Annotated in this window: 20 protein-coding genes and 2 pseudogenes; 20 read left to right on the top strand and 2 right to left on the bottom strand. The window is 62.3% G+C overall.

The window, feature by feature from the left end; translation table 11 throughout:
* Positions 1-24 precede the first annotated feature (24 nt).
* The 15 genes from Amn_RS30200 to Amn_RS30270 all read left to right on the top strand — a co-directional run bounded on the left by Amn_RS30200 (position 25) and on the right by Amn_RS30270 (position 14886).
* Positions 25-1227, top strand: a complete 1203-nt coding sequence (locus tag Amn_RS30200; RefSeq protein ID WP_286299626.1) for a CaiB/BaiF CoA transferase family protein — start codon at positions 25-27, stop codon at positions 1225-1227.
* Complete coding sequence (locus Amn_RS30205) at positions 1224-2195, top strand: hydroxymethylglutaryl-CoA lyase (RefSeq protein WP_286299456.1); 972 nt, start codon at positions 1224-1226, stop codon at positions 2193-2195. The genes Amn_RS30200 and Amn_RS30205 overlap by 4 nt, the downstream gene beginning before the upstream one ends.
* 7 nt (positions 2196-2202) lie before the next feature.
* Complete coding sequence (rraA, locus tag Amn_RS30210; RefSeq protein ID WP_286299458.1) at positions 2203-2751, top strand: ribonuclease E activity regulator RraA; 549 nt, start codon at positions 2203-2205, stop codon at positions 2749-2751.
* A 53-nt stretch (positions 2752-2804) separates the two neighbouring features.
* Positions 2805-3176 (top strand): VOC family protein, encoded by a 372-nt coding sequence (locus Amn_RS30215; RefSeq protein WP_286299461.1) that lies wholly within the window; start codon positions 2805-2807, stop codon positions 3174-3176.
* A 175-nt stretch (positions 3177-3351) separates the two neighbouring features.
* Complete coding sequence (locus Amn_RS30220) at positions 3352-4305, top strand: hypothetical protein (RefSeq protein ID WP_286299465.1); 954 nt, start codon at positions 3352-3354, stop codon at positions 4303-4305.
* Positions 4306-4381: 76 nt separating this feature from the next.
* Positions 4382-5101, top strand: a complete 720-nt coding sequence (locus Amn_RS30225) for a dienelactone hydrolase family protein (protein ID WP_067968802.1) — start codon at positions 4382-4384, stop codon at positions 5099-5101.
* Positions 5102-5228: 127 nt separating this feature from the next.
* Complete coding sequence (locus tag Amn_RS30230) at positions 5229-6467, top strand: MFS transporter (RefSeq protein WP_067968805.1); 1239 nt, start codon at positions 5229-5231, stop codon at positions 6465-6467.
* 116 nt (positions 6468-6583) lie between these two features.
* Complete coding sequence (locus tag Amn_RS30235; protein ID WP_286299469.1) at positions 6584-7426, top strand: VOC family protein; 843 nt, start codon at positions 6584-6586, stop codon at positions 7424-7426.
* A gap of 10 nt (positions 7427-7436) precedes the next feature.
* Positions 7437-8297 (top strand): fumarylacetoacetate hydrolase family protein, encoded by an 861-nt coding sequence (locus tag Amn_RS30240; RefSeq protein WP_286299472.1) that lies wholly within the window; start codon positions 7437-7439, stop codon positions 8295-8297.
* A 29-nt stretch (positions 8298-8326) separates the two neighbouring features.
* Complete coding sequence (locus tag Amn_RS30245) at positions 8327-9085, top strand: IclR family transcriptional regulator (RefSeq protein WP_286299474.1); 759 nt, start codon at positions 8327-8329, stop codon at positions 9083-9085.
* 114 nt (positions 9086-9199) lie between these two features.
* The gene (locus Amn_RS30250) at positions 9200-10807 is read left to right on the top strand and encodes a bifunctional 3-(3-hydroxy-phenyl)propionate/3-hydroxycinnamic acid hydroxylase (RefSeq protein ID WP_286299475.1); all 1608 of its coding nucleotides are present in this window, start codon (positions 9200-9202) and stop codon (positions 10805-10807) included.
* A 70-nt stretch (positions 10808-10877) separates the two neighbouring features.
* Positions 10878-11585: an antitoxin Xre/MbcA/ParS-like domain-containing protein gene (locus Amn_RS30255; RefSeq protein ID WP_286299477.1), complete on the top strand. Its 708-nt coding sequence runs from the start codon at positions 10878-10880 to the stop codon at positions 11583-11585.
* A gap of 439 nt (positions 11586-12024) precedes the next feature.
* Positions 12025-13002, top strand: coding sequence for a TRAP transporter substrate-binding protein DctP (gene dctP / locus Amn_RS30260; RefSeq protein ID WP_286299478.1), 978 nt, complete (start codon positions 12025-12027; stop codon positions 13000-13002).
* Between the two features lie 67 nt (positions 13003-13069).
* The gene (locus Amn_RS30265) at positions 13070-13582 is read left to right on the top strand and encodes a TRAP transporter small permease (protein ID WP_286299479.1); all 513 of its coding nucleotides are present in this window, start codon (positions 13070-13072) and stop codon (positions 13580-13582) included.
* Between the two features lie 2 nt (positions 13583-13584).
* Positions 13585-14886, top strand: a complete 1302-nt coding sequence (locus tag Amn_RS30270) for a TRAP transporter large permease (RefSeq protein ID WP_286299481.1) — start codon at positions 13585-13587, stop codon at positions 14884-14886.
* 29 nt (positions 14887-14915) lie between these two features.
* Here Amn_RS30270 and Amn_RS30275 read toward each other — a convergent pair whose 3' ends face one another.
* Positions 14916-15404, bottom strand: coding sequence for an Lrp/AsnC family transcriptional regulator (locus Amn_RS30275; RefSeq protein WP_067969635.1), 489 nt, complete (start codon positions 15402-15404; stop codon positions 14916-14918).
* Positions 15405-15549: 145 nt separating this feature from the next.
* Here Amn_RS30275 and mdeB point away from each other — a divergent pair, with 145 nt between their 5' ends.
* From mdeB to Amn_RS30295, 4 genes and pseudogenes are all read left to right on the top strand, one after another.
* Positions 15550-18243, top strand: coding sequence for an alpha-ketoglutarate dehydrogenase (mdeB, locus tag Amn_RS30280; RefSeq protein WP_286299484.1), 2694 nt, complete (start codon positions 15550-15552; stop codon positions 18241-18243).
* Between the two features lie 31 nt (positions 18244-18274).
* A complete protein-coding gene (locus tag Amn_RS30285; RefSeq protein WP_286299486.1) occupies positions 18275-19576 on the top strand; it encodes a 2-oxo acid dehydrogenase subunit E2 in 1302 nt (433 codons plus the stop codon).
* A gap of 7 nt (positions 19577-19583) precedes the next feature.
* Entirely contained in the window at positions 19584-21332 is a 1749-nt protein-coding gene (gene lpdA / locus Amn_RS30290) for a dihydrolipoyl dehydrogenase (RefSeq protein ID WP_067968845.1), read from the top strand.
* 203 nt (positions 21333-21535) lie between these two features.
* Positions 21536-21757: pseudogene (locus Amn_RS30295) on the top strand (DUF932 domain-containing protein); the annotation flags it as partial.
* Between the two features lie 430 nt (positions 21758-22187).
* Here the strand turns inward: Amn_RS30295 and Amn_RS30300 are convergent.
* A pseudogene (locus Amn_RS30300) lies at positions 22188-22642 on the bottom strand (IS3 family transposase); the annotation flags it as partial.
* 260 nt (positions 22643-22902) lie between these two features.
* On the opposite strand from Amn_RS30300, the gene Amn_RS30305 reads away from it, so the two are divergent.
* Positions 22903-24744, top strand: a complete 1842-nt coding sequence (locus Amn_RS30305; RefSeq protein WP_286299489.1) for a HipA domain-containing protein — start codon at positions 22903-22905, stop codon at positions 24742-24744.
* The last annotated feature ends 43 nt before the right edge of the window (positions 24745-24787 follow it).

The raw sequence follows: 24787 nt of genomic DNA on the forward strand, positions 1-24787 counted from the left end.
TCGGCATGCGGCCAGGTGCCGGTAATGCCTGACGGACCGCTTTCTCATGTCAGGGTAATCGAACTCGGTTCGTTCATCGCTGGCCCCTTCTGCGGACAGATGCTGGCCGATTTGGGGGCGGAGGTGATCAAGGTTGAGCCGCCGATCGTTGGTGATGCGATGCGCCAATGGGGCGCGGTCAAGGCCACGAACGGACGATCGTTGTGGTGGTCGGTCATCGGTCGCAACAAGCGCTCCATCACGCTCGACCTGCGCAAGCCCGAGGGCCAGCGGATCGTCCGCGAGCTTGCCCGTGATGCCGACGTGCTGATTGAGAATTTCCGGCCTGGCACTCTGGAGCGCTGGGGCCTAGCCCCTGGAGATCTGCGGCAGGAAAACGATAGGCTCATCGTTGCTCGTGTCTCGGGCTTCGGTCAGACCGGTCCTTACAGCGACAAGGCCGGCTTCGGCGCTGTCGCCGAGGCGGCAAGCGGCCTGAGGAGCCTCACCGGCCATCCCGACAGGATGCCTGCGCGTGTCGGCATTTCGATCGGCGACTCGCTCGCTGGGCTCTATGCGGCCATCGGCGTGCTGGCAGCACTCGTTGCCCGACCAGGCAGAAAAGGCGGGGGCCAAGACGTCGACGTCTCGATTGCCGAGAGCGTGCTGGGTGTCATCGAAAGTGTCATCGCCGAATTCGCAGAAACTGGCGCGATCCGCCAGCGTACAGGCCCGATTCTTCCGGGCATCGCTCCCTCTAACCTTTATCCGACGGCGGATGGCCGGCCGGTACTGATTGCCGCGAATGCAGACGGACTGTTCAGCAAGCTGGCCATGGCGATGGATGCTGCAGAACTGGCCATCGATGAACGCTTTTCCAGCCATGCGTCGCGCGGCAGGTATCAGCATGAACTCGACGAGATCATTGCCGCCTGGACGGCGACCAAGACACTCCCGGACCTGCTTAGCCTGATGGACGAGCATGGTATCCCTGCCGGTCCGGTCAACGATGCGCGGGCGGTCGCTCGAGATCCGCATTTCAGGGCGCGCGAGGCCGTACTGGAAGTGCCGGATGCGACGCTTGGGAGCGTAACGATGCAAGGGGTCTTTCCCAAGCTGTCGGCGACGCCGGGTAGAATCCGCTGGACTGGCCCCGAACTTGGGGCGGACACCGACGACATCCTATCCCGCCGGCTCGGCTATTCCGCCGAACAGGTTGCGCGGCTGCGGCAGGACGGGGTGACATGACCGAAAGCGGCATTCCTGGCGCCTCTGGCGGGGCGTTGCCCAACGCGGTCAGGATCGTGGAGGTCGGCCCGCGTGACGGCCTCCAGAACGAGCGGGCCGTCGTCCCTCTGGCGGCCAAGCTGTCTTTGATCGAAAGCCTCGTTGCCGCAGGGCTTGGGACAGTCGAGGCCGGCAGCTTCGTGTCGCCGCGCTGGGTGCCGCAGATGGCCGATACCGATCGTGTCGTAACCCATTTTCGGTCCAGTGATGCCGTCGAGATGCCGGTTCTGGTTCCTAACCTGCGTGGTCTGGAACTGGCCAAGGCGGCCGGCGCGCGCACGGTGGCCGTCTTCGCTGCGGCGACCGAGCTTTTTTCGCGCGCCAATCTTAACGCCTCGCGCGCAGAGAGCCTTGCCCGGTTTGCCGAGGTGACAGCTGCGGCACTGGCCAGCGGCATGCGGGTGAGAGGTTATGTCTCCTGTGCCGTCCACTGCCCTTATGAAGGGTGGGTCGAGCCAGGGAAGGCAGCTGAACTCGCCGCCGGCCTGGCCGACATGGGATGCTACGAGGTTTCGATGTGCGACACCACGGGCGCCGCCTCACCTGGCCGCGCACTGGCGATGGCGAGGGCAGCCGTCGCTGCAGTTCCGATTGATCGGATTGCAGTCCATTTCCATGACACGTTTGGCCAGGCCCTGGTTAACACACTCGCCTGCCTTGAGCTCGGCATATCGGTGGTGGACAGCTCCGTCTCCGGACTTGGCGGATGCCCCTATTCACCGGGTGCGGCCGGCAATCTGGCGACCGAAGACCTGGTCTACATGCTTGACGGGCTTGGCATCGCAACCGGCATCGACCTCGATGCGCTCGTCAAGGCCGGTGCTGAAATATCCGACGTGCTCGGCCGCAAACCCATTAGCCGTGCAGGTCTGGCGCTGGCCACCCGCCTTTCGGCTAGCAGCGAAGTCAAAGACCATCTCTCCAACTGAAAGCGACATGACGATGATGGGGACCACCGCCGATCTCTACGATCACTATCACCAGAACTTGCATGTTTGCGAGTTGCAGTTTCGAAGCTTCGGCCGTCGCAAGCGCTTTTACGGGCAATGCGCGACCGTCTGGACCCATGAGGACCATTTGCCAGTCCTCAATGCGCTCAAGGCCGAAGGCCACGGCCGGGTGCTGGTCGTTGACGGCGGAGGCTCTCTGAAAGTCGGCGTGTTGGGTGACCGGATCGCCGGCGTCGCCGTTCAGAACAATTGGGCCGGCATCGTACTCTACGGGGCTGTGCGCGACACGTGCGCCATCAATCAGCTCGAGATTGGCGTCAAGGCACTGGGTGCTACGGCGCGGAGGGGTTGGAACCCCGTCTCAGGCGTCGGCAATGGTGTCATCAATTTCGGTGGAGCCCTGTTCAGTCCGGGGCAGTGGGTTTATGCCGACGAGGACTGCGTTCTGGTCAGTCCGAATGAACTCGACTTCGAGCTTGCCGGACAAACAGCAGCACCGCTGGCGGCGCTCGAAGTTGTGGCGGATCTCAAATGACTGGCGGCCCGGGCTCCTGGAACGTGATTACCTGTGTGCTGCGGTAAGCTGCGATGTTCATGCTGGATCACCTCCATTGCTGGAGCAGGGCACCGGAAGCCACCGCCCAGGCCTATGTCGATATGTTCGCCGCGCAGAGGGTCCTTGCCAGCGATACGGCAAATGGCCTGCGGGTCGTCATTCGGCTGGCAGGACAGCTGATCTACATCGAACAGGCACCGCCGGGCGAGGTTGCTCACGGCCGCATCGGCCTTGAGCACTTTGCCCTTGCGACGAGTGCTTTCGATTCTGTGATCGCCGATCTGCGACGCATGCAGGTCCAATTTCTCGTCGAGCCAAAACAGGTTCGGCCCGGCGTCCGCATCGCATTCGTCGAGGTTCCGGATGGCGGGCGGGTGGAACTCGTCGAGAGGCCGTCCGCATGAATGCTGCGCCGCAGCGGTCATAACGATGCGGCGCAATAATTGTAAAGGAAATACCATAATTTGATAATTGTATGTTGACTTGGCATCAGATTACCTAATTATGAGAATTACCGAAAGTTCACCGGGCCGGCAAAGTGTGCCAAGGTCCAGAAGTGATGCATCAAGGGGAAACGCTATGAACCGTCGCATATTCCTGGGCAGCTCCGCCTTACTCGCCGTCTCGCTGCTCACATACAAGGACAAGGCATTAGCCCAGGCCATGGGAACCGATCCCGATCCCGCGCCGATTGGCCTGAAGGCGGTCGAGGCCATCTACAAGAGCTCGAACGGCAACGTCGTGGCCATGGATTCGCTGCTCTACATCTACGACAAAAGCATCACCTCCAACGACGTGATCATTGCCGGATCTTATTGCGGTGCCGCCACTCTGCCGCATGCGATCAAGACTGGCGTGAAGGCGATGATCGCGCACAATGCCGGTGTTGGTAAGGAGGACGCCGGTATCAGTGCATTGTACCTCGGTGAAAAGCACAACTTTCCGGTCGCCGCGGTGGAGTGCATGTCGGCTTCGATTTCGAACGGGCGCTCAATGGCTGCCGGTGTCATCAGCCACGCAAACGCCCAGGCGCTGGCGCTCGGCGTCAAGCCCGGCCAGAATGTGACCGAGGCGGCCAAGCTGTTGCTTGCCGCCGCACCTGGCAAGCCGAGCGATGTAGCCGTGCCGTTCGACAAGAAGGTGTTCGAGAAGGGAAGGGTTGGCAGCAGCCGCATCTTTGCGTCCTCTGCGCTGACCAACCTTCGGCCGGAAGATGACCACACCAATGACGTCATCGCCTGGGGTGCGCATTCCGGCGCCATCGCAGCCGATCTGGTGAAGAAGTGGAAGGTCAAGGGCTGGATAGGCAACGATGCCGGCATGGCCAAGAACCACACCGGTATTGGCGGCTTGCCGGCTTGCAACGCTATCGGCGTACCTGCCGCCGCTGTGTCGACCATGTCGGCGCGGATTGGCGACGGCCTAAGCACCTACGAGGATGGCATCATCTCGGCGTTCAACGATCTCGCTGGCCAGAAGGGCCTGCGCGAAGGCATGAAGGCTTCCGAGGCGCTTCAGCTGCTTGCGGCTTAAGCTGAAATCGGGAGGCCGGGTTCACCTGTCCGGCCTCTCACCGGCCAGTTCACATTCCAACTGAGGAGCATGTGCCATGCGAACCGAGGATTTCGACTACAACCATGCGGGGCAGAGTTTCGGCGCATATGTCGCCCATGATGAGACACTGACCGGCAAGCGTCCCGGCGTCCTGGTGATCCACGATTTGTGGGGCCTGGGTGAACAGCCCAAGGAGCGGGCCCGCCGGCTGGCGGAGCTCGGTTATGTCGGACTTGCCATCGATCTTTTCGGCGACAGGTTCCAGCCCAAGGCGCTGACCGAGGCGCTGCCGATCGTCGGCGAAATGCGTGCAAATTCGCGCAGTTTTCGTGATCGCCTGCGCGCCGGTCTCGACCAGCTTGCCAACCACCCCGAGGTCGATTCCTCTCGATTGGGTGCGATCGGCTTCTGCCTTGGTGGCATCTCTGTTTTGGAGCTCGCCCGCGACGGCGCCGATCTCAGCGGCGTGGTCTGTTTCCATGGCAATCTCGATGCCGTTGAGCCGGCGCAAAAGGGTGGGGTGAAGGCCAAGGTGCTCGTCTGCACCGGCGGTGGGGACGGCATCGTTCCCGATGCCCAGGTCTCCGCGTTCCAGGAAGAAATGCGCAACGCCGATGTCGACTGGCAGGTCAATGTCTATGGCGGGGCCGAGCACAGCTTCACCAACATATACGCCGATCGGGCAGGTATTCCCGGTGTCAGTTACCATGAAAAGGCCGACCGCCGTTCCTGGGACGCGATGCGTGGCTTCTTTGCCGAAGCTTTCGCCGGGTAGCAGACCCGCTGGCGATCGCGGCTGATGGGGAGCCACCATCCCGCACCAGATAGCCGCCGCTTTTGAGCTTTCACAATGCCTCGCGGCGGCGGCCTGCCGGGCGATAGTTCCAGCTCGGATATCAGCCATGCTTGTCGAACAGACCAGGCCTGCGCGCGACTTGGCGCGTGCGCCGATACCTTGGCGCGCCGTCATGCTTCTCTCGCTCGCCGCCTTTGCCAGCGCTGCTTCCATTCGTGTCGCCGATCCGCTTCTGCCGGCCATCGGCGGTGAGTTCGGTGTCACCACCGGCGTCGCAGCCAATGTGGTGATCGCGTTCTCCATCACCTACGGCATGTTTCAGCTCGTCGGTGGCGTGATCGGCGACCGCTTCGGCAAGTTCCGCACCGCGACCGTCGCAACGCTGCTTTCGGGCTTTGGGGCATTGCTCTGCGTCTATGCTGTTTCGATCGATGCGCTGACCCTCGCGCGCCTGGCGTCGGGCGCCACGGCAGCGGCCATTATGCCGATGGCTCTGGCGTGGATTGGCGACGCCGTTGATTTCGAGCAGCGCCAGAACGTGCTCGCCCGCTTCCTGCCAGGACAGATCCTCGGCGTGGTCTTCGGGCAGGCCATTGGCGGTGTGCTCGGCGAATTCATGGGCTGGCGAAGCGTTTTCCTGGTCATTGCCTGCCTGCAGTTTGCCGTCGGCGCGGTGATGCTGGTCGAGCTGTGGTTACGTCGAAAATCCGAGGCCAAAGCCAGCACGGATAGACTCGGCCCAGTGGCCCTCTTCAAGCGAATGGGTGGTCTGCTTCGCGATCGCTGGGTGCGGACGGTTCTTGCGGCGGTTTTTGTCGAGGGCTTTGCCGTATTCGGGGCGATGGCGTTCCTGGCAAGCTACCTCCAGTTGGAGTTCGACCTCAATGTCGGCAGCGCGGGGCTGGTCGTCGCCGTCTTTGGCTTGGGCGGCCTTATCTTCTCAGTGAGTTCGCAGCGGCTGCTCGACTGGATGGGGCCGGCGGGGTTGGCGCGGCGGGGCGGGCTCGTGCTTTCCATCGCGTTTGGCGTGTTCAGTGCCCTGCCCACCATTTGGCTCGCGCCGGTTCTGAGTGTAGCCATGGGCTTGGGTTTTTACATGCTGCACAACACCTTGCAGGTGAGCGCCACGCAGATGGCGCCCGAGGCGCGGGGTACCGCAGTGGCGATCTATGCGTCGTCGCTGTTCTTTGGACAGACGGCTGGCGTGGCCGTTGCGGCGGTGGTCTTCGACAGATGGGGCGCCGCCCCGATCTTCATGGCCTCGTCCCTCATCCTGCCGGTACTCGCTTCCTGGTTTGCCGCGCAGCTCGGCCGCAACGCGGATCGCCAGGCCGCCACGCCATGATCGCGAGCTCATATCGATTATCAATCGGCAGTGTAGGTCATCAAATAATCAAATATTGAGAATTTGCAATTGACATATTGCACATAATTATCATTATGAAGGCATAGGAGATCGATATGACGCTTACCACTGTTGAGGCCGGTGCCTACCTGCACCACATCCACCTTCACAGCCCGGATCCGGACGCCCTGGCGCAGTTTTACAGCGACACCATGGACATGCCGGTAATCGAACGTGACGGTGACGTTATCATTTGCCTGGGTTCGCGCCGCCGCGTGTTGATCAGCAAGGGGCCGGCCAAGAAGCTGGCGCATTGCGCCTTTGCTTGCCGCGACGCGATTGGACTGCGCCGGATCCATGAGCGTGCTCTCCAGGAGGGGCTAGATCCACGCACCTTCTCAACGCCGCTGCTTGGCCCCGGGGCCTTCGTGGTCCGCGATCCGGATGGAAACCAGGTGGTGTTCGGGCTGGCCAAGGCGGTCGACGAGGTCAAGGGCGGGATCAATGGTCCCATCCAGCATTTGACGCTTGCCTCGCAGGACATCGGTGCCATCGAGCGGTTCTATGCCGGCATGCTGGGATTTGCCGTATCGGACCGTGTACGGAGCGACGACGGTGAAGTGATGACCTGCTTCATGCGCTCGAACCACGAGCATCACACTCTGGCCTGCTTCCTCCATCGCGACCGTTCGGGCATCGATCACCACTCCTATGAAGCGGGCGATTTCACCACGATCCGCGATTGGTGCGATCGCTTCGCCGACCGTCAGATCAAGCTGATGTGGGGCCCGGGCCGTCATGCTCCGGGCAACAACATCTTCATCTTCATCGTCGATCCGGATGGCAACTGGATCGAAGTTTCAGCCGAGCTCGAGGTTGTCTACGACCGGCCGGTTCGCGAGTGGCCTCACGTCGAGCGGACGCTCAATATGTGGGGCGACGGACTGATGCGGGCCTGAGGAGAGCACCATGCGTTACCTATCCTTCGAAGCCGAAGGCAAGGCGAGCTACGGCATCGCTGCCGATCGGGGCGTCCACGACCTTGGCGCCCGTATCGGCTCCGTTCTTCCCGACCTGAAGTGTTATCTCAAGGCGTTGGAACTAGGCCTTGTGTCGTCAGTAGCTACAAACGCGTTCGCCGACTATGCGACCGGCGATATCGCCTATCTGCCGACGATCACCGTACCGGGCAAGATTATCTGCGTAGGCCTGAACTATGAAGGCCATCGACTGGAGACTGGGCGGCCGAAGCAGACCTATCCGACGTTGTTCGCGCGCTTTGCCGACACGTTGATCGGCCATGGCGGGGCGATCCGCCGGCCGTCTGTTTCGGAGGCGCTCGATTTTGAGGGCGAACTGGCGGTGGTCATTGGCCGCAGCGGCTTTCGCATCCCCAAGGAGGAGGCAAGTTCCTTCATTGCAGGCTACTCCTGCTTCAACGACGCGTCGCTGCGCGATTTCCAGAACCACACGCACCAGTTCATGCCAGGCAAGAACTTCCCTGCTACCGGTGCGTTCGGGCCGGAACTGGTGACACCCGATGAAGTTGGCGCGCTTGACACTCTCAAGATAGAGACCCGTCTCAATGGCGACGTGGTCCAGCAGGCGAAGCTCGAGGAGTTGCTGTTTTCAGTCGAGGACCTGATCGCATACGTCTCGATCTTCACTGCACTGTCGCCTGGCGACGTGCTCGTCACCGGAACGCCGGGTGGTGTCGGCTTCAAGCGCACGCCGCCTCTCTACATGAAACCTGGCGATGTCGTTGAAGTCGAGATTGATAAAGTCGGCCAATTACGCAATGAAATCGCAGAGGAACTGCCGAAAGGATAGTCATGTCAGGATTGGATCGGTTTGTTGCGGTGCTGGCCCTGTACAGCGAAACCGCCGATGTCTGGTCCGTCCAGGATATGGCGATCGCCTTGGATATGCCGGCCAGCACGGTCTATCGGATCGTCCGGGACCTGGTGAAAGCCTCGTTCCTAGAACCGGCAACCGGGGCTCGCTATCGGCTGGGTTCTGCGTTTCCGCGTTATGACAGGCTGGCGCGCAATACCGACCCGGTGGTGCGCGCCGGAAGTTCGCTTCTGCACGAGATCGTTCTGCAGGCGCGGGTTCCGTGCGTCGCGCTGCTGTCGCGGCTCTGCAATGACATGGTAATGTGCATCGACCATGAGGCGGCAAAGAATGTCGAGTTCAAGTGGAGCCTGTTCGAACGCGGCCGGCCGATACCGCTGACCAGGGGGTCGACCTCGAAGGTGATACTGGCACAGCTTCCAGCGCAGCAGCGCAAGAAGCTGCTTGCAAGCGGAAGTGGCAACGGTTCGGCAGAGGCGGCCCAGCTCAGCCAGAAGGGCGATCTGTTCACCTTCATCCGTAAGCAGGGCTACCATATCTCCTACGGCGAGATCGATCCGGCGCTGATTGCCATCGCTGCACCGATTTCGGTGCCGGAAATGGGACTGGCGGCAAGCATCAGCCTGATTCTCGAGGACAAGATCAACAACGAGGATCTGGAGCGCCGACTGGTGCTCCTGCTGGTGTCGTCGGCCAGTCTGCTGACTGAACAATTGCGACGCTCGGAAGTGACCGAGATCATTGGTCAGAGCGCTGCGGGATAAAGCTGCGCGCATAGCAATACTCGACCGCAAAAGGCGGGATTTCGTGGGCGAGGCCCACGGGAAATATGGACGCATGCCTTGCGGCCACGAGGAAGCAATTGGAGGAAGGCGGAGATGGCCGATTATCAGTGCGACATCGCGGTGCTTGGCGCCGGGCCAACAGGTCTCACCATCGCCAATCTGCTTGGACAGGCTGGCGTCCGTGTCGTCCTGATCGAGCGCAATGCCTCGACCGTTACCGAGCCGCGGGCCGTGTCGATCGATGATGAGTCCCTGCGCTCGATGCAGGCAACCGGACTGGTCGGCGAGGTGCTCAAGGACGTCGCCCAGGACTACGGCTCCTATTATTACTCGGCCCGGGGAACGCGATTTCTTGCCGTTGCGCCCAGCAGCCGCGACTACGGCTTCCCCAAGCGCAACGCGTTTTCACAGCCGTTGCTCGAGGCGACGTTGAGGCGAGGCCTCGAGCGCTATTCCAATGTCGAGACGCTGTTTTCGCACAGTTGCGAAGAGATCGACGAACGAGCCGATGGCGTCGTGCTCAGCCTCAAGGATGCCGACGGCCGCGATGCTGCTGTGCAGGCGGCCTACATGGTCGGCAGCGATGGTGCGCGTTCGATGGCGCGCAGGCATGTCGGCGCGACATTCGACGGCTCGACCTACAAGCAGCGTTGGCTGATCGTCGACCTCGCCTCAACCCGCGAGCGGCTGCGCCAGACCCGCATCATGTGCGATCCGGCGCGCCCTTTCATCACCTTGCCAGGGCCGCGTGGCATTCGCCGCTACGAATTCCTCCTGCATGATCATGAAAATGACGGGTCTATGACCAGCGACGAGGCGATCCATGGGCTGCTCTCGGCCCATGGACCGGATGCCGACCAACCGGTGGTGCGTCGCCAGATCTATACTTTCCATGCTCGTATTGCCGACCGCTGGAACACCGACCGCGTCTACCTCGCCGGCGACGCCGCGCATCTGTCGCCGCCATTTGCCGGTCAGGGCATGAACAGCGGCGTTCGTGATGCACACAACATCGCCTGGAAGCTCGCCTCGGTGGTCAAGGGAGAAATTGGGCCGGGATTGCTGAAGTCGTATCAGGCCGAAAGGCGGCCGCATGCGGCGGCGCTGATTAAGCTCGCAGTGCGCTCGGGCGGGGTGATGGTACCGTCGTCGCGACTCAATGCCTGGCTTGTGCAGACCGCATTCCGGGTCAGCAGCCTCATTCCGAGCGTGCAAGCCTATTTCGCGCAGATGAAGTACAAACCCCAACCTCACTACACCAAAGGCTTCGTCAGTACCGACGATGGGGAGCTGAGCATTGCCGGCCGCATGGTGCTGCAACCACTGGTCGAGACGGCGGATGGCCGGCATGTGCTGCTCGACGATCTGGTGGGGCCAGGGTTTCGACTTGTCGCCTTCGGCGACGCCGCACAGCGCCTGCTCGACGAGGCGCGTCGCCACTGTTTAGGCTTCCATGTCGGGCGTCCGCTCGCCATCCTGCCCTCGACTACGTTGCCGGATCGCGAAGCTGCGGCCGACATCGAAGTTGTGCGCGAACTGGACGGGCTTATGGGCAAGACCATGCCGCAAGGCCGCACGGTGCTGATGCTCATTCGTCCCGACAGGTATGTGGCCGCTGCCACCGCCGGCTTGCCCGAGGAATTTGCCGACCGGATCAGGCAAATGGTTGCGGCATGCAACGGGGGTGATGCGGCGACCTGATTTCGAGCCTCTCTTCATATCTATCTCCTCGGCTTGTGGTTCTCCGATGTATCGATCCAAGGAAGTGACAATGAATGTCGACATTCAGCTGCAAGGCATGACCACCGGCAGATATGCTGAAATCATCTCGATCGAGATCCGCAAGGTATTCAGCGGGGACGATGTCAGAATCTGCGACGGGCTGATAAGCGCGGCCGGGAAGCTTGCAGCCGAGGTTTCCGCCGCGCTCACCTGCCTCTCCCCGAGCGACCTCAGGGCAATCGGCGACATGCGATCTGAAATGGCGGAGTTGGCGGCTCAATTTGTCCGCGCCGTCGCCTCCGAGGCCTCGGGGCAATGCCTACCCGATGCCGCGGGCGCGCCTGCGGGCAAACCGGAAGCGTTGACGTTCCTCAGCCCGGGGCCCGGCGAACACCGAGGCGATCTAGAATCGATGGTTCTCGAAGATTGGGCGGGCCGCGTGGCTGGGGCGACCTATCTCCATGAAAAAATGCGGATACCGCGATCCACCCTACACCGCTGGTATCGGCGAAAGGAGGTTGTTGCCTTGCGCAAGGGGCCCCAACGCCACGTGTTCCCGCTGGCCCAGTTCGTAGATGGCAGGCCAGCATCGGGGATCCGGGAGGTGCTTAATCACATTGAGTATCCGAGGCTTGCCTGGTTCTGGCTGGTCCAGCCCTCGTCTCTTCTCGAAGGGCGCGCTCCGATTCAATTGCTCAGGCAAGACATGGTGAGCGATGTCGTGTCGGCTGCGCGTGATTACTCGAAGTCTCTGTGACACAGGTGGCGATCAACTGCTGCAAAGGCGAGAGCAACAAGGGCACATCGCCAATCCTGCCATGACGGTGTGTGCGGGCTCGCTGCGTCTCGACGCAAAGCTCTGATCCGGATAGCCGACGGTCATCCGCCGGGCATTTCATTGGGCATGGTGATTGTTTGTCGTTGGGTTCCCCTTGAGGGCGTGCCGCACCCAGCCTTGGTCCTCGGGAGCGTACCAAGGCTCGCGATCACGGTGTGCTGGCCGCACAGGATGCATATAAATGCCAAAATATGATAATTTACAGGACTTGTATTTACATTATTATCATAATACGCAGATGATACGTATCGATCATGCGACTAGCTATCATTGACGCGATGAGGCGCCCGCTCCGATATTGGGTTCGGAGCGCGCCGGAGGACATCGTGCCTACAGGCCACATCGAAGGAGGAAATCGATGAAGTTTCTCAGATTCTGCATTGGGGCTGTCTTGGCGTTGGCGCCTTTTGGGGCTGCAGCCGACGAGGTCGTTCTCAAGTCCGTTTCGACCTGGCCAAGTTCTTACGCGGTGGTGAAGGAATATCTTCGCTTCGTCGAGCGCGTGAACGAGACAGGCAAGGGCGTTGTCAGCATCGACCATATCGGTGGACCGGAGGTCGTTCCGGCCGACCAGCAGGACACGGCGATCCGCAATGGTGTGTTCGACATCCAGTTCGGCGCCGCTTCCTACTATTCGGGTGTGGTGCCTGAAGCCGATGCGCTGAAGGCATCCGAGATCTCACCGATCGAGGCCCGCAAGGCCGGTGCTATCGAGCTGTTGTCCGGTATCTGGCGCAAGAAGCTCAATGCCGAGGTGCTGGGGTGGATGAGCGGCGGCATCGGCTTCTACCTCTACCTGACCGAAGCGCCGAAGCTGACGCCCGAGGGTGTGCCGGATCTGCGCGGCCTGAAGTTGCGCTCGTCTTCGGCCTACAAGGATTGGTTCGAGGCCATGGGCGCCACCAATGTGATGATGGCGCCGCCCGAGACCTTTTCCGCCTTCGAGCGGGGCATGGTCAACGGCCTTGCCGCAACGGGCATCAACTTCCGCGATGTCGGCGTCACCAAGTTCATCAAGGCACGCGTGAGCCCGGCCGTATGGCAGATCGATACGCTGATCGTGATGAACGCCGCCAAGTTCGATGCCCTGCCGGAGCAGGCTCGCAAGGTCTTGGTCGCGGCTGCTGTCGAGCAGGAGGCGCGGACCATGGATGCCTATCGCGTCCAGGCCGACGAGGAGGCGGCCGAGATCGCCAAATCCGGTGTGCAGTTCATCGAACTGGGCCCTGATGCAGGGGCCAAATACAAGGCGCTCGCCCATGAACTCGTTTGGGAGCGCCTGGCGCGCAACGCGCCTGACAATGCCGACGCGTTACGTCGCGCTCTCTCCAAGTAATCCTCCCAGGGTGCCGTCGGCGCGAAGGCGCGTCGGCGGCGCGACCTTGAAACTTCTGGAGATCAGCGTGGCCTCCGTTGCAAAGACCTACAATGAAGTCAGCGACGCATGCTGCGTTGGACTGGCGGGTGCGGCGCTGGTGTTTACCTGCGCGTCTGTCCTTTATGATGTCGGCTCCCGAGCTGTCGGCCTTCAGCCCCCGATCTGGACGAGTGCGGCGACTGAATACGCCATGCTGCTTCTGACCATGGCGATCGCCCCATATCTCGTGCGTTATCACGGCCATGTCCGCATCGAATTGTTCAGCCGTGCACTGCCCGTCGGCGGGCAGTTGCTGCTGCACAGGGTTGTCAGTCTTGTCGGCTTCGGTGTCTGTATTGTCGTGGTCGTCATCGCGGTGCGCATGGGCATCGATGTCCATGCCCGCGGCGAACTCGACATCCGCTCGATCGAAATCCCGCGATGGGTGCTGTTTGCGGCGCTGGCCGCCGGCTTCGGCCTCTGTGCGCTAGAGTTTCTGCGTCACGGCCTGTCGCCATTGAGGAATGCAGAAACCCTTGATGCTAGGGGAGGCCTGTGACCATGGACTGGTACCTCTCGGGCACGCTGCTCATCGGCCTGATCATCGTGTCGATGGCCTCTACGCTGCCTGTAGCCTTTGCCTTCCTGCTCGCCAACATGGTCGGCGTTATGGTCTTCATCGGTGGCCAGGCCGGCCTGGAGCAGCTCGTTGCCAATGCAACGACGTCGATCACCTCGTTCACATTGGTGACGATCCCGCTCTTCATTCTCATGGGCGAGCTGTTTTTCCACACCGGCGTTTCGAACCGCATTTTCGATGTGCTCGACAAGCTGTTTGGCCGCTTGCCGGGCCGGCTTTCCTACATAACGGTGTCGGGCGGCACGCTGTTTGCCGCACTATCGGGCTCGAGCATGGCCAATACAGCGCTGCTCGGCGCGTCGCTGCTGCCGGAGATGACGCGGCGCGGTTACAAGGACCATCTGTCGATGGGGCCGATCGTTGCCTGTGGCGGACTGGCCATCATTATCCCTCCGTCCGGCCTCGCTGTCCTGCTCGGCAGCCTGGCCCATCTCGACATCGGCGCGTTGCTGCTTGCAGGACTGGTGCCAGGCATTGTGCTTGCGCTGCTTTATGCAGCCGTGATCTTCATCTCCGTGCGGATCGATCCGGATGCTGCGCCGCGTTATGATGTCGAGCCGGCAAGCTGGGGCGAAATCGCGCGGCTGGTTGCTCTCAATCTCTTGCCTATGGCTTTCGTCATTTTCCTCGTGGTCGGGCTGATCGTTCTCGGTCTCGCGACACCAACCGAGTCCGCGGCTTTTGGTGTGCTCGGAGTGGCCATCGTTGCCGCCTGCTTCCGCAGTCTCAGCGTACTTGCATTCAGGAAGGCGGTCGTCGGTTCGGCCAAGGTCAGCGGCATGTTGTTCCTGATCATCATGGGGTCGTCGACCTTCAGTCAGTTGCTGGCGTTCTCCGGCGCCTCGCCGGGGCTCATCTCCTGGGCAACCTCGCTGGACGTCGCACCGGTGGTCCTGCTGGCGGCGATGTTCGGGGTGCTTTTGTTCCTCGGCCTTTTCATGGAAGCGGCATCGATCATGATGCTGACGGTGCCGATCTTCTTTCCGCTGGCGCTTGGCCTCGGCTACGACCCGATCTGGTTCGGCATCATCATGCTGCTCTCGCTGGAAATCGGGCTTGCCACGCCGCCGTTCGGCATGGGCCTGTTTGTCCTGCTTGGCGTTTCTCCCAAGGGAACGACACTGGAGCAGGTAAGCCTGGCGGTCCTGCCCTACCTCTTGTGCACCAACTTGCTCGTTCTGCTGCTGGTGGTGTTTCCACAACTGACGGCGACATTCAGATGATGCATGCTGAAGATACTCGACCGCGCGCGCTATCGACGCGCGCGTGGGCTGGCAAGCTGCTCCAGCGGGAGGGCCGTCTTGTACTTGACCTGCTTGAGGGCAAAGCTCGAGCGGATGTTGGCGACGCCGCGCGTCTTGGACAGGCGGTCAACGATGAAATGCTGGAGCGCAACCGTGTCCCGCACCACGACGCGCAGCAGATAGTCGGAATCGCCGGTCATCAGATAGCACTCCATGACCTCGGGAAAGCCCGCCATCGCCGCCTCGAAAACATCGAGCAACGCCTCGGTCTGCTTCTCCAGTGTCACCTGGATGAAGACGCTGACATCAGCGCCCAGCAGCATCGGATCGAGCAGGGCGACGCGGCGGGTGATGATGCCCGCCGCGTCAAGTGCGCGCACGCGGGCAAGGCAGGGGGAGGCCGACAGCCCGACACGTGCGGCAAGCTCGGCGTTTGTCAGGCTGGCGTCCTCCTGGATTTCCGAGAGGATACGCATGTCTATCGTATCAAGATGCATGTGCAGCAGATCCTGCTGAATGAAAAATATAATGCAGCAGTATCTGCTGCATTTTCTGAAATTTGCAACACCTTCGGCAGGAAATGCCGGAGCCTTGCCGCTATCCTCGCGCGCAAGTGGAAACTCAAGGAGCTGGAGCGCCATCATGCTCACCAAGACCCCGTCCGCCCCCATCGGTGAGGCCAGCGCCGGATTTGACGGCGACCCGCAGGAGACAGCCGACTGGCTGGCCTCGCTCGAGTCCTTGTTCGTCAGTTCGGGCGGCACGCGGGCCGAATTCATCCTCGGAGAACTCGACCGCAAGGCCAAGGAACTCGGCATCGTGCATGAGCCGCTGCCGTATTCACCCTATCGCAACAGCATTTCGCTCGAAAAGCAGCCGCCGTTCCCAGGCGATCTTGGCATGGAGGAACGCATCACCGCGATCATCCGCTGGAACGCGCTGGCGATGGTGGTGAAGGCCAACAAGGCCTATGGCGAACTCGGCGGCCACATCGGCAGCTATGCCTCTGCAGCAGAGATCTTCGAGGTCGGCTTCAACCACTTCTTCAGAGCCGATAGCGGTGCGGGCGATGGTGACGTCGTGTTCTTTCAGCCGCATTCTGCGCCGGGTGTCTATGCCCGCGCCTATCTCGAAGGGCGGCTTTCGGAAGAGCATCTTCAGCACTACCGCCAGGAGATCGGCGGCACCGGCCTGTGCTCATACCCGCATCCGTGGCTTATGCCCGACTTCTGGCAGGTGCCGACGGGGTCGATGGGCATCGGTCCGATCACCGCGGTCTACCAGGCCCGCTTCATGCGCTACCTCAACGACCGGAGCCTCGCCGATACCGAGGGCCGTCATGTGTGGGGGGTGTTCGGCGACGGTGAGATGGACGAGCCGGAATCGATCGCTGGCCTGTCGATCGCGGCACGTGAAAAGCTCGACAACCTGACCTTCATCATCAATTGCAACTTGCAGCGGCTCGACGGCCCGGTGCGCGGCAATGGCCAGATCATCCAGGAACTTGAGAGCACCTTCCGCGGTGCGGGCTGGAACGTCATCAAAGTGCTTTGGGGATCGGAATGGGACGCGCTGTTTGCACGCGACACCCAGCACGCACTGCTCCGTCGATTTGCCGCCACCGTCGATGGCAAGTACCAGACGCTCGGCGCCAAGGACGGAGCCTACAACCTGGCCCATTTCTTTGAGGAGGATCCCGAGGTCAAGGCGCTGGTCGCCCATATGTCGGACAGCGACATCGACGCCCTGAAGCGCGGTGGCCACGATTTCCGCAAGTTGTTTGCAGCCTTCGAAGCGGCCAGGGCGACCAAGGGCCGGCCGACTGTCATCTTGGCCAAGACCAAGAAGGGTTTTGGCATGGGCGCTGCCGGCGAGTCGCGCATGACGGTACACCAGTCAAAGAAACTCGACGTCGAGGCTCTGCTGGCTTTCCGCGACCGCTTCGCCCTGCCGATCAGCAACGAGCAGGCAGAGCAGGTCACGTTCTACAAGCCGGCTGAAGACAGCGCCGAGCTCACCTATCTCAGATCGCGCCGTGAGGCGCTTGGTGGCTACCTGCCGGCGCGGCGCCGCATGACCGATCCGGTGGCGATACCACCGCTGGCAAGCTACGCCGATTTCGCCCTCAATGCCGAGGGTAAGGAGATGTCGACGACCATGGCCGCGGTCAGGTTGCTTGGCAACATGATCAAGGACAAGGAGGTCGGGCCACGCATCGTGCCGATCGTTGCCGACGAAGCGCGTACCTTCGGCATGGCCAATCTGTTCCGCCAGGTCGGCATCTATTCGCCGGTCGGCCAGCTCTACGAGCCCGAGGATGCCGGCTCGATGCTGTATTACAAGGAAGCCAAGAACGGGCAACTGCTCGAAGAGGGTATCACCGAGGCGGGCGCAGTCTCATCCTGGGTGGCTGCCGCCACGTCCTACAGCGTGCACAACCTCGCCATGCTGCCGGTCTACATCTACTATTCGATGTTCGGCTTCCAGCGTGTCGGGGATCTGATCTGGGCAGCGGCCGACCAGCGCTCGCGCGGCTTCCTGATCGGGGCGACCGCAGGCCGGACCACGCTGGCCGGCGAAGGCTTGCAGCACCAGGATGGATCGAGCCTTCTCGTTGCGTCGACCGTTCCAAACTGCCGCGCCTATGACCCGACCTTCGCCTATGAGCTGGCAGTCATTCTCGACCATGGCGCCCGCGCCATGATGGAAGAGGGCAGGGACGAGTTCTATTACGTCACTGCGATGAACGAGAACTACGCCCAGCCGTCGATGCCGGCAGGCGTCGAGGCCGACATCATCAAGGGGCTCTACAGGATCGCCGGCCACAAGCCGAAGAAGAGCGCCGGGCACGTTCGCCTGCTCGGTTCCGGCACCATCCTCCCGCAGGTGATCGAGGCAGCACAGATGCTCGCCAACGATTGGAACGTCGCCTCAGAGGTGTGGAGTGCCACCAGCTTCTCCGAACTGTCGCGCGACGCAAGGGAGGCGGAGCGACACAACCGTTACAACCCGCTCGCTGAGCCAGTGGTCAGTCATCTCGCCGGGTGCCTGCCGGGCAAGGTCCCTATCATCGCTGCCACCGACTATGTCCGCGCCTATCCGCAACTGATTGCGTCATATGTCGAGGCGCCGTTCACCGCGCTCGGCACTGACGGCTTCGGTCGTAGCGACACGCGTGCCGCGTTGCGCGACTTCTTCGAGGTCGATCATCGCCACATCGCGGTGGCTGCCCTTGCAGCGCTCGCCACCGAAGGTTCGGTGATGCGTCAGACGGTTGCTGATGCCATTGCCCGCTACGGGCTCGATACCACGATCGATGCGCCTTGGCAGCACTGACCCGTCGATTTCCAGTTCTGAAAGAGTTGATATGAGCCAACAATTGGAAGTCAGGTTGCCTGACATAGGCGACTACAAGAATGTGCCGGTCGTCGAACTCCTGGTGAAGCCGGGCGACGTGGTGGCGGTCGAAGACCCGCTGATGACGGTCGAATCCGACAAGGCGACGATGGAGATTCCGGCGCCTTTTTCCGGAACCGTCAGAGAGTTCGCAGTGGCGATCGGCAGCCGCGTGTCGCAGGGCGCGCTGCTGCTGACGATCGATGCCGACGAGCCTGCCATGGCGCCCTCGGCAGCCACGCCAGAAACCAAAAAGACCGAAGCCGCTCCCGCGACTCCACCCGTTAGGGCAGGACCGCCGGCGACAGCGAAGGTGGCACCGGCAGCAGCAATGGCGAGCACTTTGCCAGCGGTCACGACGGAGACCGCTGTCGGAGCCCATGCGACGCCGTCGGTGCGCGCCTTCGCCCGTGAGCTTGGCGTCGAACTTGGCATGGTCAAGCCTTCCGGCGCAAAGGGCAGGATACTGCGCAACGACATCACCGCGCATATCAAGGAGCGCCTCGCTGGAGGCTCCCCGGTGCAGGTGCCCGGTTCCGGCATTGGCGCCGGCCTGCCGGCCTGGCCTGCGGTCGACTTCGAGAAGTTTGGCCCCGTCGAACGCCAGCCGCTGTCCCGCATCCAGAAGATCTCGGGCGGCAATCTCACCCGCAACTGGTTGACCATTCCGCATGTCACCAACTGCGACAAGGCCGATGTGACCGGGCTCGAGGAGTTCCGCAAGGAGCTTAATGCAGCCAACAAGGACGCCAAGGTGACCATGGTCGCCTTCCTGATTAAGGCGTCGGCGCTGGCGCTCAAGGCTTACCCACGCTTCAACGCCTCGCTCGACGGCGAGGAGCTGGTGCTCAAGAACTACGTCCATATCGGCTTTGCCGCCGACACGCCCAAGGGGTTGATGGTGCCGGTGATCCGCGATTGCGACCGCAAGGGCGTTCTTGAGATCGCAACGGAAATGCGCGCGCTCGCCGACAAGGCGCGCGGTACCGGGCTGTCGGCCGTCGATATGCAGGGCGGCTGTTTCTCGGTGTCGTCGCTTGGCGGCATTGGCGGGGCAGGCTTCACACCGATCATCAATGCGCCCGAAGTGGCGATCCTCGGCGCCGGTCGCTCAGCGATGGAAGCCATCTGGAACGGCGAGGGCTTCCAGCCGAAGCTGATCATGCCGGTCTCCCTGTCGTGGGATCACCGCGTCGTCGATGGCGTTGCCGCGGCCAGGTTCCTTGGTCACATCGCCGCCCTTCTGGGCGATTTCCGCCGCGCGATCGTTTGAGGCGAAAATGAGCATCACCGAAATCAGGGTGCCCGAAATGGGTGACTTCAAGGATGTCGCCGTCATCGAGGTGCACATCAAGCCGGGCGACGACGTCGCGCTCGACCAGACACTGATCGTGCTCGAATCCGACAAGGCCTCGATCGACGTGCCGTCGCCCTCCGCGGGGCGCATCGTTTCAGTCGAACTGGCCATCGGCCAGCGCGTTTCCAAGGGCGCGCTGATCGCCATCGTGGAAGCGGCAGCGGGCGGAGGCGAAGCCAAGCCTGCGGCTATTCATGAAGCGCCGGCCGCAGTTGCGAAGCCGATCGTAGCAGCCACGCCATCACCTGCCGTGGGTGCCGCGCCCGATTGCGACGTGCTGGTGATCGGCGGCGGACCGGGCGGCTATTCCGCTGCCTTCCGCGCCGCCGATCTCGGACAACGCGTGATCCTGGTGGAGCGCGACGCCACGCTCGGTGGTGTCTGCCTCAATGTCGGCTGCATTCCCTCCAAGGCGCTGTTGCATGTCGCCGCGGTCAAGGAGGAGGCCGAGCGCCTCGCCGACCATGGCGTCGCCTTCGACACGCCGACCCTCGATCTCGACAGGCTGCGCAGCTTCAAGGCCGGCGTCGTCACCAAGCTCACCGATGGGCTGAAGGGCATGGCCCGTCTGCGAAAGGTCGAGGTTGTCAGAGGCACGGCGAAGTTCGCCGATAGCGGCTCGGTCGACGTCGAGCTGTTCGACGGCGGCAACCGCAGGATTGTCTTCGCCAAGGCAATCGTTGCCGCAGGCTCGGTGCCGGTCAAGCTGCCGTTCCTGCCTGTCGATCCGCGCATCGTCGATTCCACGGGCGCGCTCGAACTGCCCTTCATTCCCGAACGCATGCTGGTCATCGGCGGCGGCATCATCGGGCTCGAGATGGCCACCGTCTACAGCGGGCTTGGCGCGCGTGTCGACGTGGTGGAACAGCTCGACAGGCTGCTGCCCGACGTCGACCGCGACGTGGTCGATGTCTGGCGCAAGCGCAATGCCCACCGCTTCGATGCGATCCTTCTGGGTGCGCGTGTCGAAAGCGTCATCGCCGAGGCCGATGCCCTTGTCGTGACGACGAGCGGCGAGGGGGCGGGCGTGCGACGCTACGACCTGATCCTGCAATCGGCAGGCCGGCGACCAGCGGCCGAGGCACTGCAACTTGTCATGGCGGGCATCACCCTCGACGCCAGGGGGTTCATCGAAGTCGATGCGCAGATGCGCACGCAGAACCAGAACGTCTTTGCTGTCGGCGATGTCACCGGCAATCCCATGCTGGCGCACAAGGCGGTGCATCAGGGCCATGTCGCCGCGGAGGCGGCAACCGGGCTCAAGAGCTTCATGGACGCCAAGGTCGTGCCGTCAGTCGCCTATACCGACCCGGAGATTGCCTGGGTCGGCGTAACCGAAGACGCGGCCAAGGTAGCGGGCCGCGCAGTCGAGATCGGCAAGTTTCCGTGGGCAGCGTCAGGCCGGGCCATTGCCAATGGCGCGGACTACGGCCTTACCAAGCTGGTGTTCGACAAGGAGACGCACCGCATTATCGGCGGCGCCATCGTCGGCCCGGCAGCCGGCGACATGATCGGCGAGATCTGCCTGGCGATCGAGATGGGAGCGGATGCCGTCGATATCGGCAAAACCATCCACCCGCATCCGACGCTCGGCGAGACCATCGGCATGGCTGCCGAAGTTGCCGAAGGCGTTTGCACCGACCTGCCGCCAATACGGAGAAAGCCCGCCTAGGAGGCTGAGCTGGCCCTTGGCACTTGTCATCGGCGACGGTTATGTCTGGTGCAGAGGGGGGCGCGAAATTGTCAGGCGTCGGGTCTCGTCTGTGGGTGGAGATCCCTCGACGCCCGCTTGGAGAGTGAGAGCGCGGACCGGGTTCCGTGACGGGTTGAGTGTCGAGAGAGAGGCTCTCGGCGCCCGTCATGGAGTTTGGTCTCATGGACATGCAGGTTCTCGACGTCGGCCGCGAAATCAGCGGCGGCTACAAGGTGGATGTCAGCCGCAGTGAGCGAATCGGTCGCGTTTCCTCGGAGTGGTTCTCGCGCCCGGATGACGAGCGCTACCTCTCTCTCTCGGAGTTGGCGGATTCGGTGCGCCGCCGGTCGGAACGCAGCCGGTCGCGCGTTGTGGAAACCGCACTCATCCATGTCGAGGCTGCCGGTCGCAATCTTTTCCCTTGCTTTCCGCAAGTCGATGCCGATGCCATGGTCTGGCTGCATTCTCCCCATGGCTGCCACGGACAGCCTACGTGTTCGTCCGTGTTGGGATGACGCTGGCATACATCTCAGGCGTCATCATCAGCATTTCGCCTGTTAAGCCGTGTAGGCGAAGGCGACATTCCAGCCCTCAGATGCGGGTTAACCGGTTCGTGTTCCTCAACCTTCCAATACTTCAGCCTCGGGAACCATCTTGGCGTAACGACTTCGCCTCAATCCCCTTTACCTGCGGGCTACGCCACCCTGCCAGTTGACGACAGGTCACCGCCGCTTGGGCTCATGCCCCCTTACAGCAGGGGGCAGGCAATTCTTCGCATCCTCCTTTCTCTTTGCATTCCAGTCATATGCCTCCCCGATTGGGGCGAGGCGCACTGTAGCTGATGTCCATCGCCCAGACATGGTTCGGTCGTGCGATCTTCATCCCGCGCAACAGATACGGGTAGATCTTGTGGCCCGCAGCTGGCTTGCTCGTGTGCGGGCGCCGATAGATCGCAGAAATCCCCATGCGCTTCATCAGCGTCGCGACATGGCGGCGGCCGACCACGACACCGGCTCGCCGCAGCAGCGCCCGAAGCATCCGCGCCCCGGCGAAGGGGTAATCGAGATGCAACTCGTCGAGCCGGCGCATCAGCGCCAGGTCCTCGGCCGAAACCGGCCGAGGCTTATAGTAGACCGTACTGCGGGCCAGGCCGAGCATCTTGGCCTGGCCCACGATCGGAAAGGCGTGCTCGCGGTCGATCATCGTTTTGCGCTCAACAGGCCGGCTTTGCTGAGCGCGTCCTCTAAAAAATCGTTGGCCAGCGTCAGTTCGCCGATCTTGGGCGGGAGATGGGTCCGGCTGTCTCACATACGAGCTTGCTTTGGCCGAAACGGATAAGCTGATTGGGGAAGGAGCAGACCACGACGGTCTTCTCTCTCGATACCGCATCTATTTGCAGGATCGTAGCGCGCGGGCTGCTGCCTTCAGGGCGCAGATGGTCGTTTGAACTGCATTCATATCGAACTTTTGCGCATCTGAAATGCGCGAAAGTCCTTGACATCGATCGTTTAAATGCGGACGTTCCCGCATCTGAAATGCGAGAACGTCCGTGACCATTCTCTTGGTGGGTGAAACAATCGACCGAAGACGCGCGCACGTACAAGCTACGGCGGGCGAACTGATCCAGCTAGTCCGCGGCGTCTATGTGCAGGCGAACGTCGACGTCGACGCAGCGGTGCTCACGCATGCGGTTCGTATCGCGCAGTACCTCTATCCGACCGCCTATTTATCCTCCGCATCAGCCCTACTCCTTGGACCAACCCCTGATGGCCGACTGTTCCTGAGTGGGCGTCGCAATCAGCGAACCCGAATCCGCACGCTCGAGATCGTCCAAAACGAAGCGCCAGCTCATCCGTCGACGGCACTGGCGATTGTGGGCGACGATCAGGGCGAGATCAGGATCGAGGTGTCGTCACCACGCCAGCGGTTTCTGGAAGCCTTCCGGCTCCGAAGCGAACATGCGAGCGCCATTACCGACGAACTTCGTGCCGACATGGCAGCACGGCTGATCGAGGAGTTTGGGTCACCGCAAGCGGTAGCGGACGCTGTATGGGCTCTGGCTCGCGAAAACGGTTGGTATCGCGAGGGGGAAGGGGCCGAGCGCTATCTGACCATGCGACCGGCTCTCGGAAAGGCGACCGCAAACAAGGCGGCGCTCGAGCGGATCCTCGCCTGGCATGGCGCGCCTCTCGGCCGTCTGACGCATGACGGCTTCGAATGGCGTTGGAAGGCAACGGCGAATACGGCGCCGCCGCTGGTCCGCCAGACAGCCCCCGGAAAGCTCCCCGCCTTTGTGGAGTCGCTCTTGCCGGAAGGCTGGCTCGCCCAAGTGCTTCACGAGCGGGACAATCGCGATGCCATTCGGCGCGGCAAGCGGTTCATGTCGAATGTCGCGGTTGTCGCCGACAAGAAAGAGCTCGAAGCGCTGCCGCTCGACGTTTTGCAAGCGCCGCTCGCAAAGTACGCAAAGGGTGGGGAATTCACCGGACGGTATGTTGGTCCATCGAGGGGTGAACTGGAGCATAGCTTCGAGGAGAATCTCGCGCAGCTTTTCGAGCGCGCGGAAACACCGCGTCTGTCCGGCGTACAAATCAAGGCGCCGATGTGCCTGACGTCCGACGGCGCGCTGATCCCGGCGATCGACGCGCCGTTCACCCATATCCTCAAGCCCGCGGGTACGGCCGGCTTCGAGGCCTTGCCGGTCATCGAATGGATCTGCCTGGAACTCGGTCGGGCAGCGGGGTTCATCGTTCCCGACGCAGCGCTCGTCGGCATGCCCGACGGGATGGCGCCCGCTCTTGTTGTTGAGCGCTTCGACATCCGGCGAGACGCCGCGGATCAGCGCCGCCTTGCGCTGGAGGACTTCTGCTCGGTCCTCGATCTGCCCGCGTCGGCAAAGTACGACGGCACCATCGAGCGCGTCGCGCGCGGGCTTCGGCCGCTGTCCACCGATCCCGCCGCCGATCTCGATACCCTGTTCCGCCGCGCGGTGTTCGCGTGGCTGATCGCCGACGGCGACATGCACCTCAAGAACCTAGCGCTCTTAAAGATCGTCCCGCCTGGCGCGCGGCAATTCGAAAGCGTCAGGTTCGCGCCGCTCTATGACGCGGTCACGACGCGGGTCTTTCCCGGCCTCGCCAGCGATCGCATGGCGCTCAAGCTGAGCGGTAAGGACGAACGGCTCACGCCGCGCGATTTCCTTACGCTTGCCCGCACGATCGAGCTTCCCATCGCGCATGCAGAAGAGACCATGGCGAACGTCGCGGCAGCGACGCGCAAAGCTGCGGATGCCTTATCGCTGCCCAAAATTGCGCGGGACCGCGAAGGCGCCAAGTCCGCGGAGGAGCGCGTTAAGGTGATCGCCGCCGAGCGATGCGGCGCCTTCGCATGAGCTGGTTGTGTTGCAAATTTACAGGCAGGCGAGAGCGGCGTTC

Origin of the sequence: Aminobacter sp. Y103A (genome assembly GCF_030294925.1) — a bacterium.
Taxonomy (GTDB): domain Bacteria; phylum Pseudomonadota; class Alphaproteobacteria; order Rhizobiales; family Rhizobiaceae; genus Aminobacter; species Aminobacter ciceronei.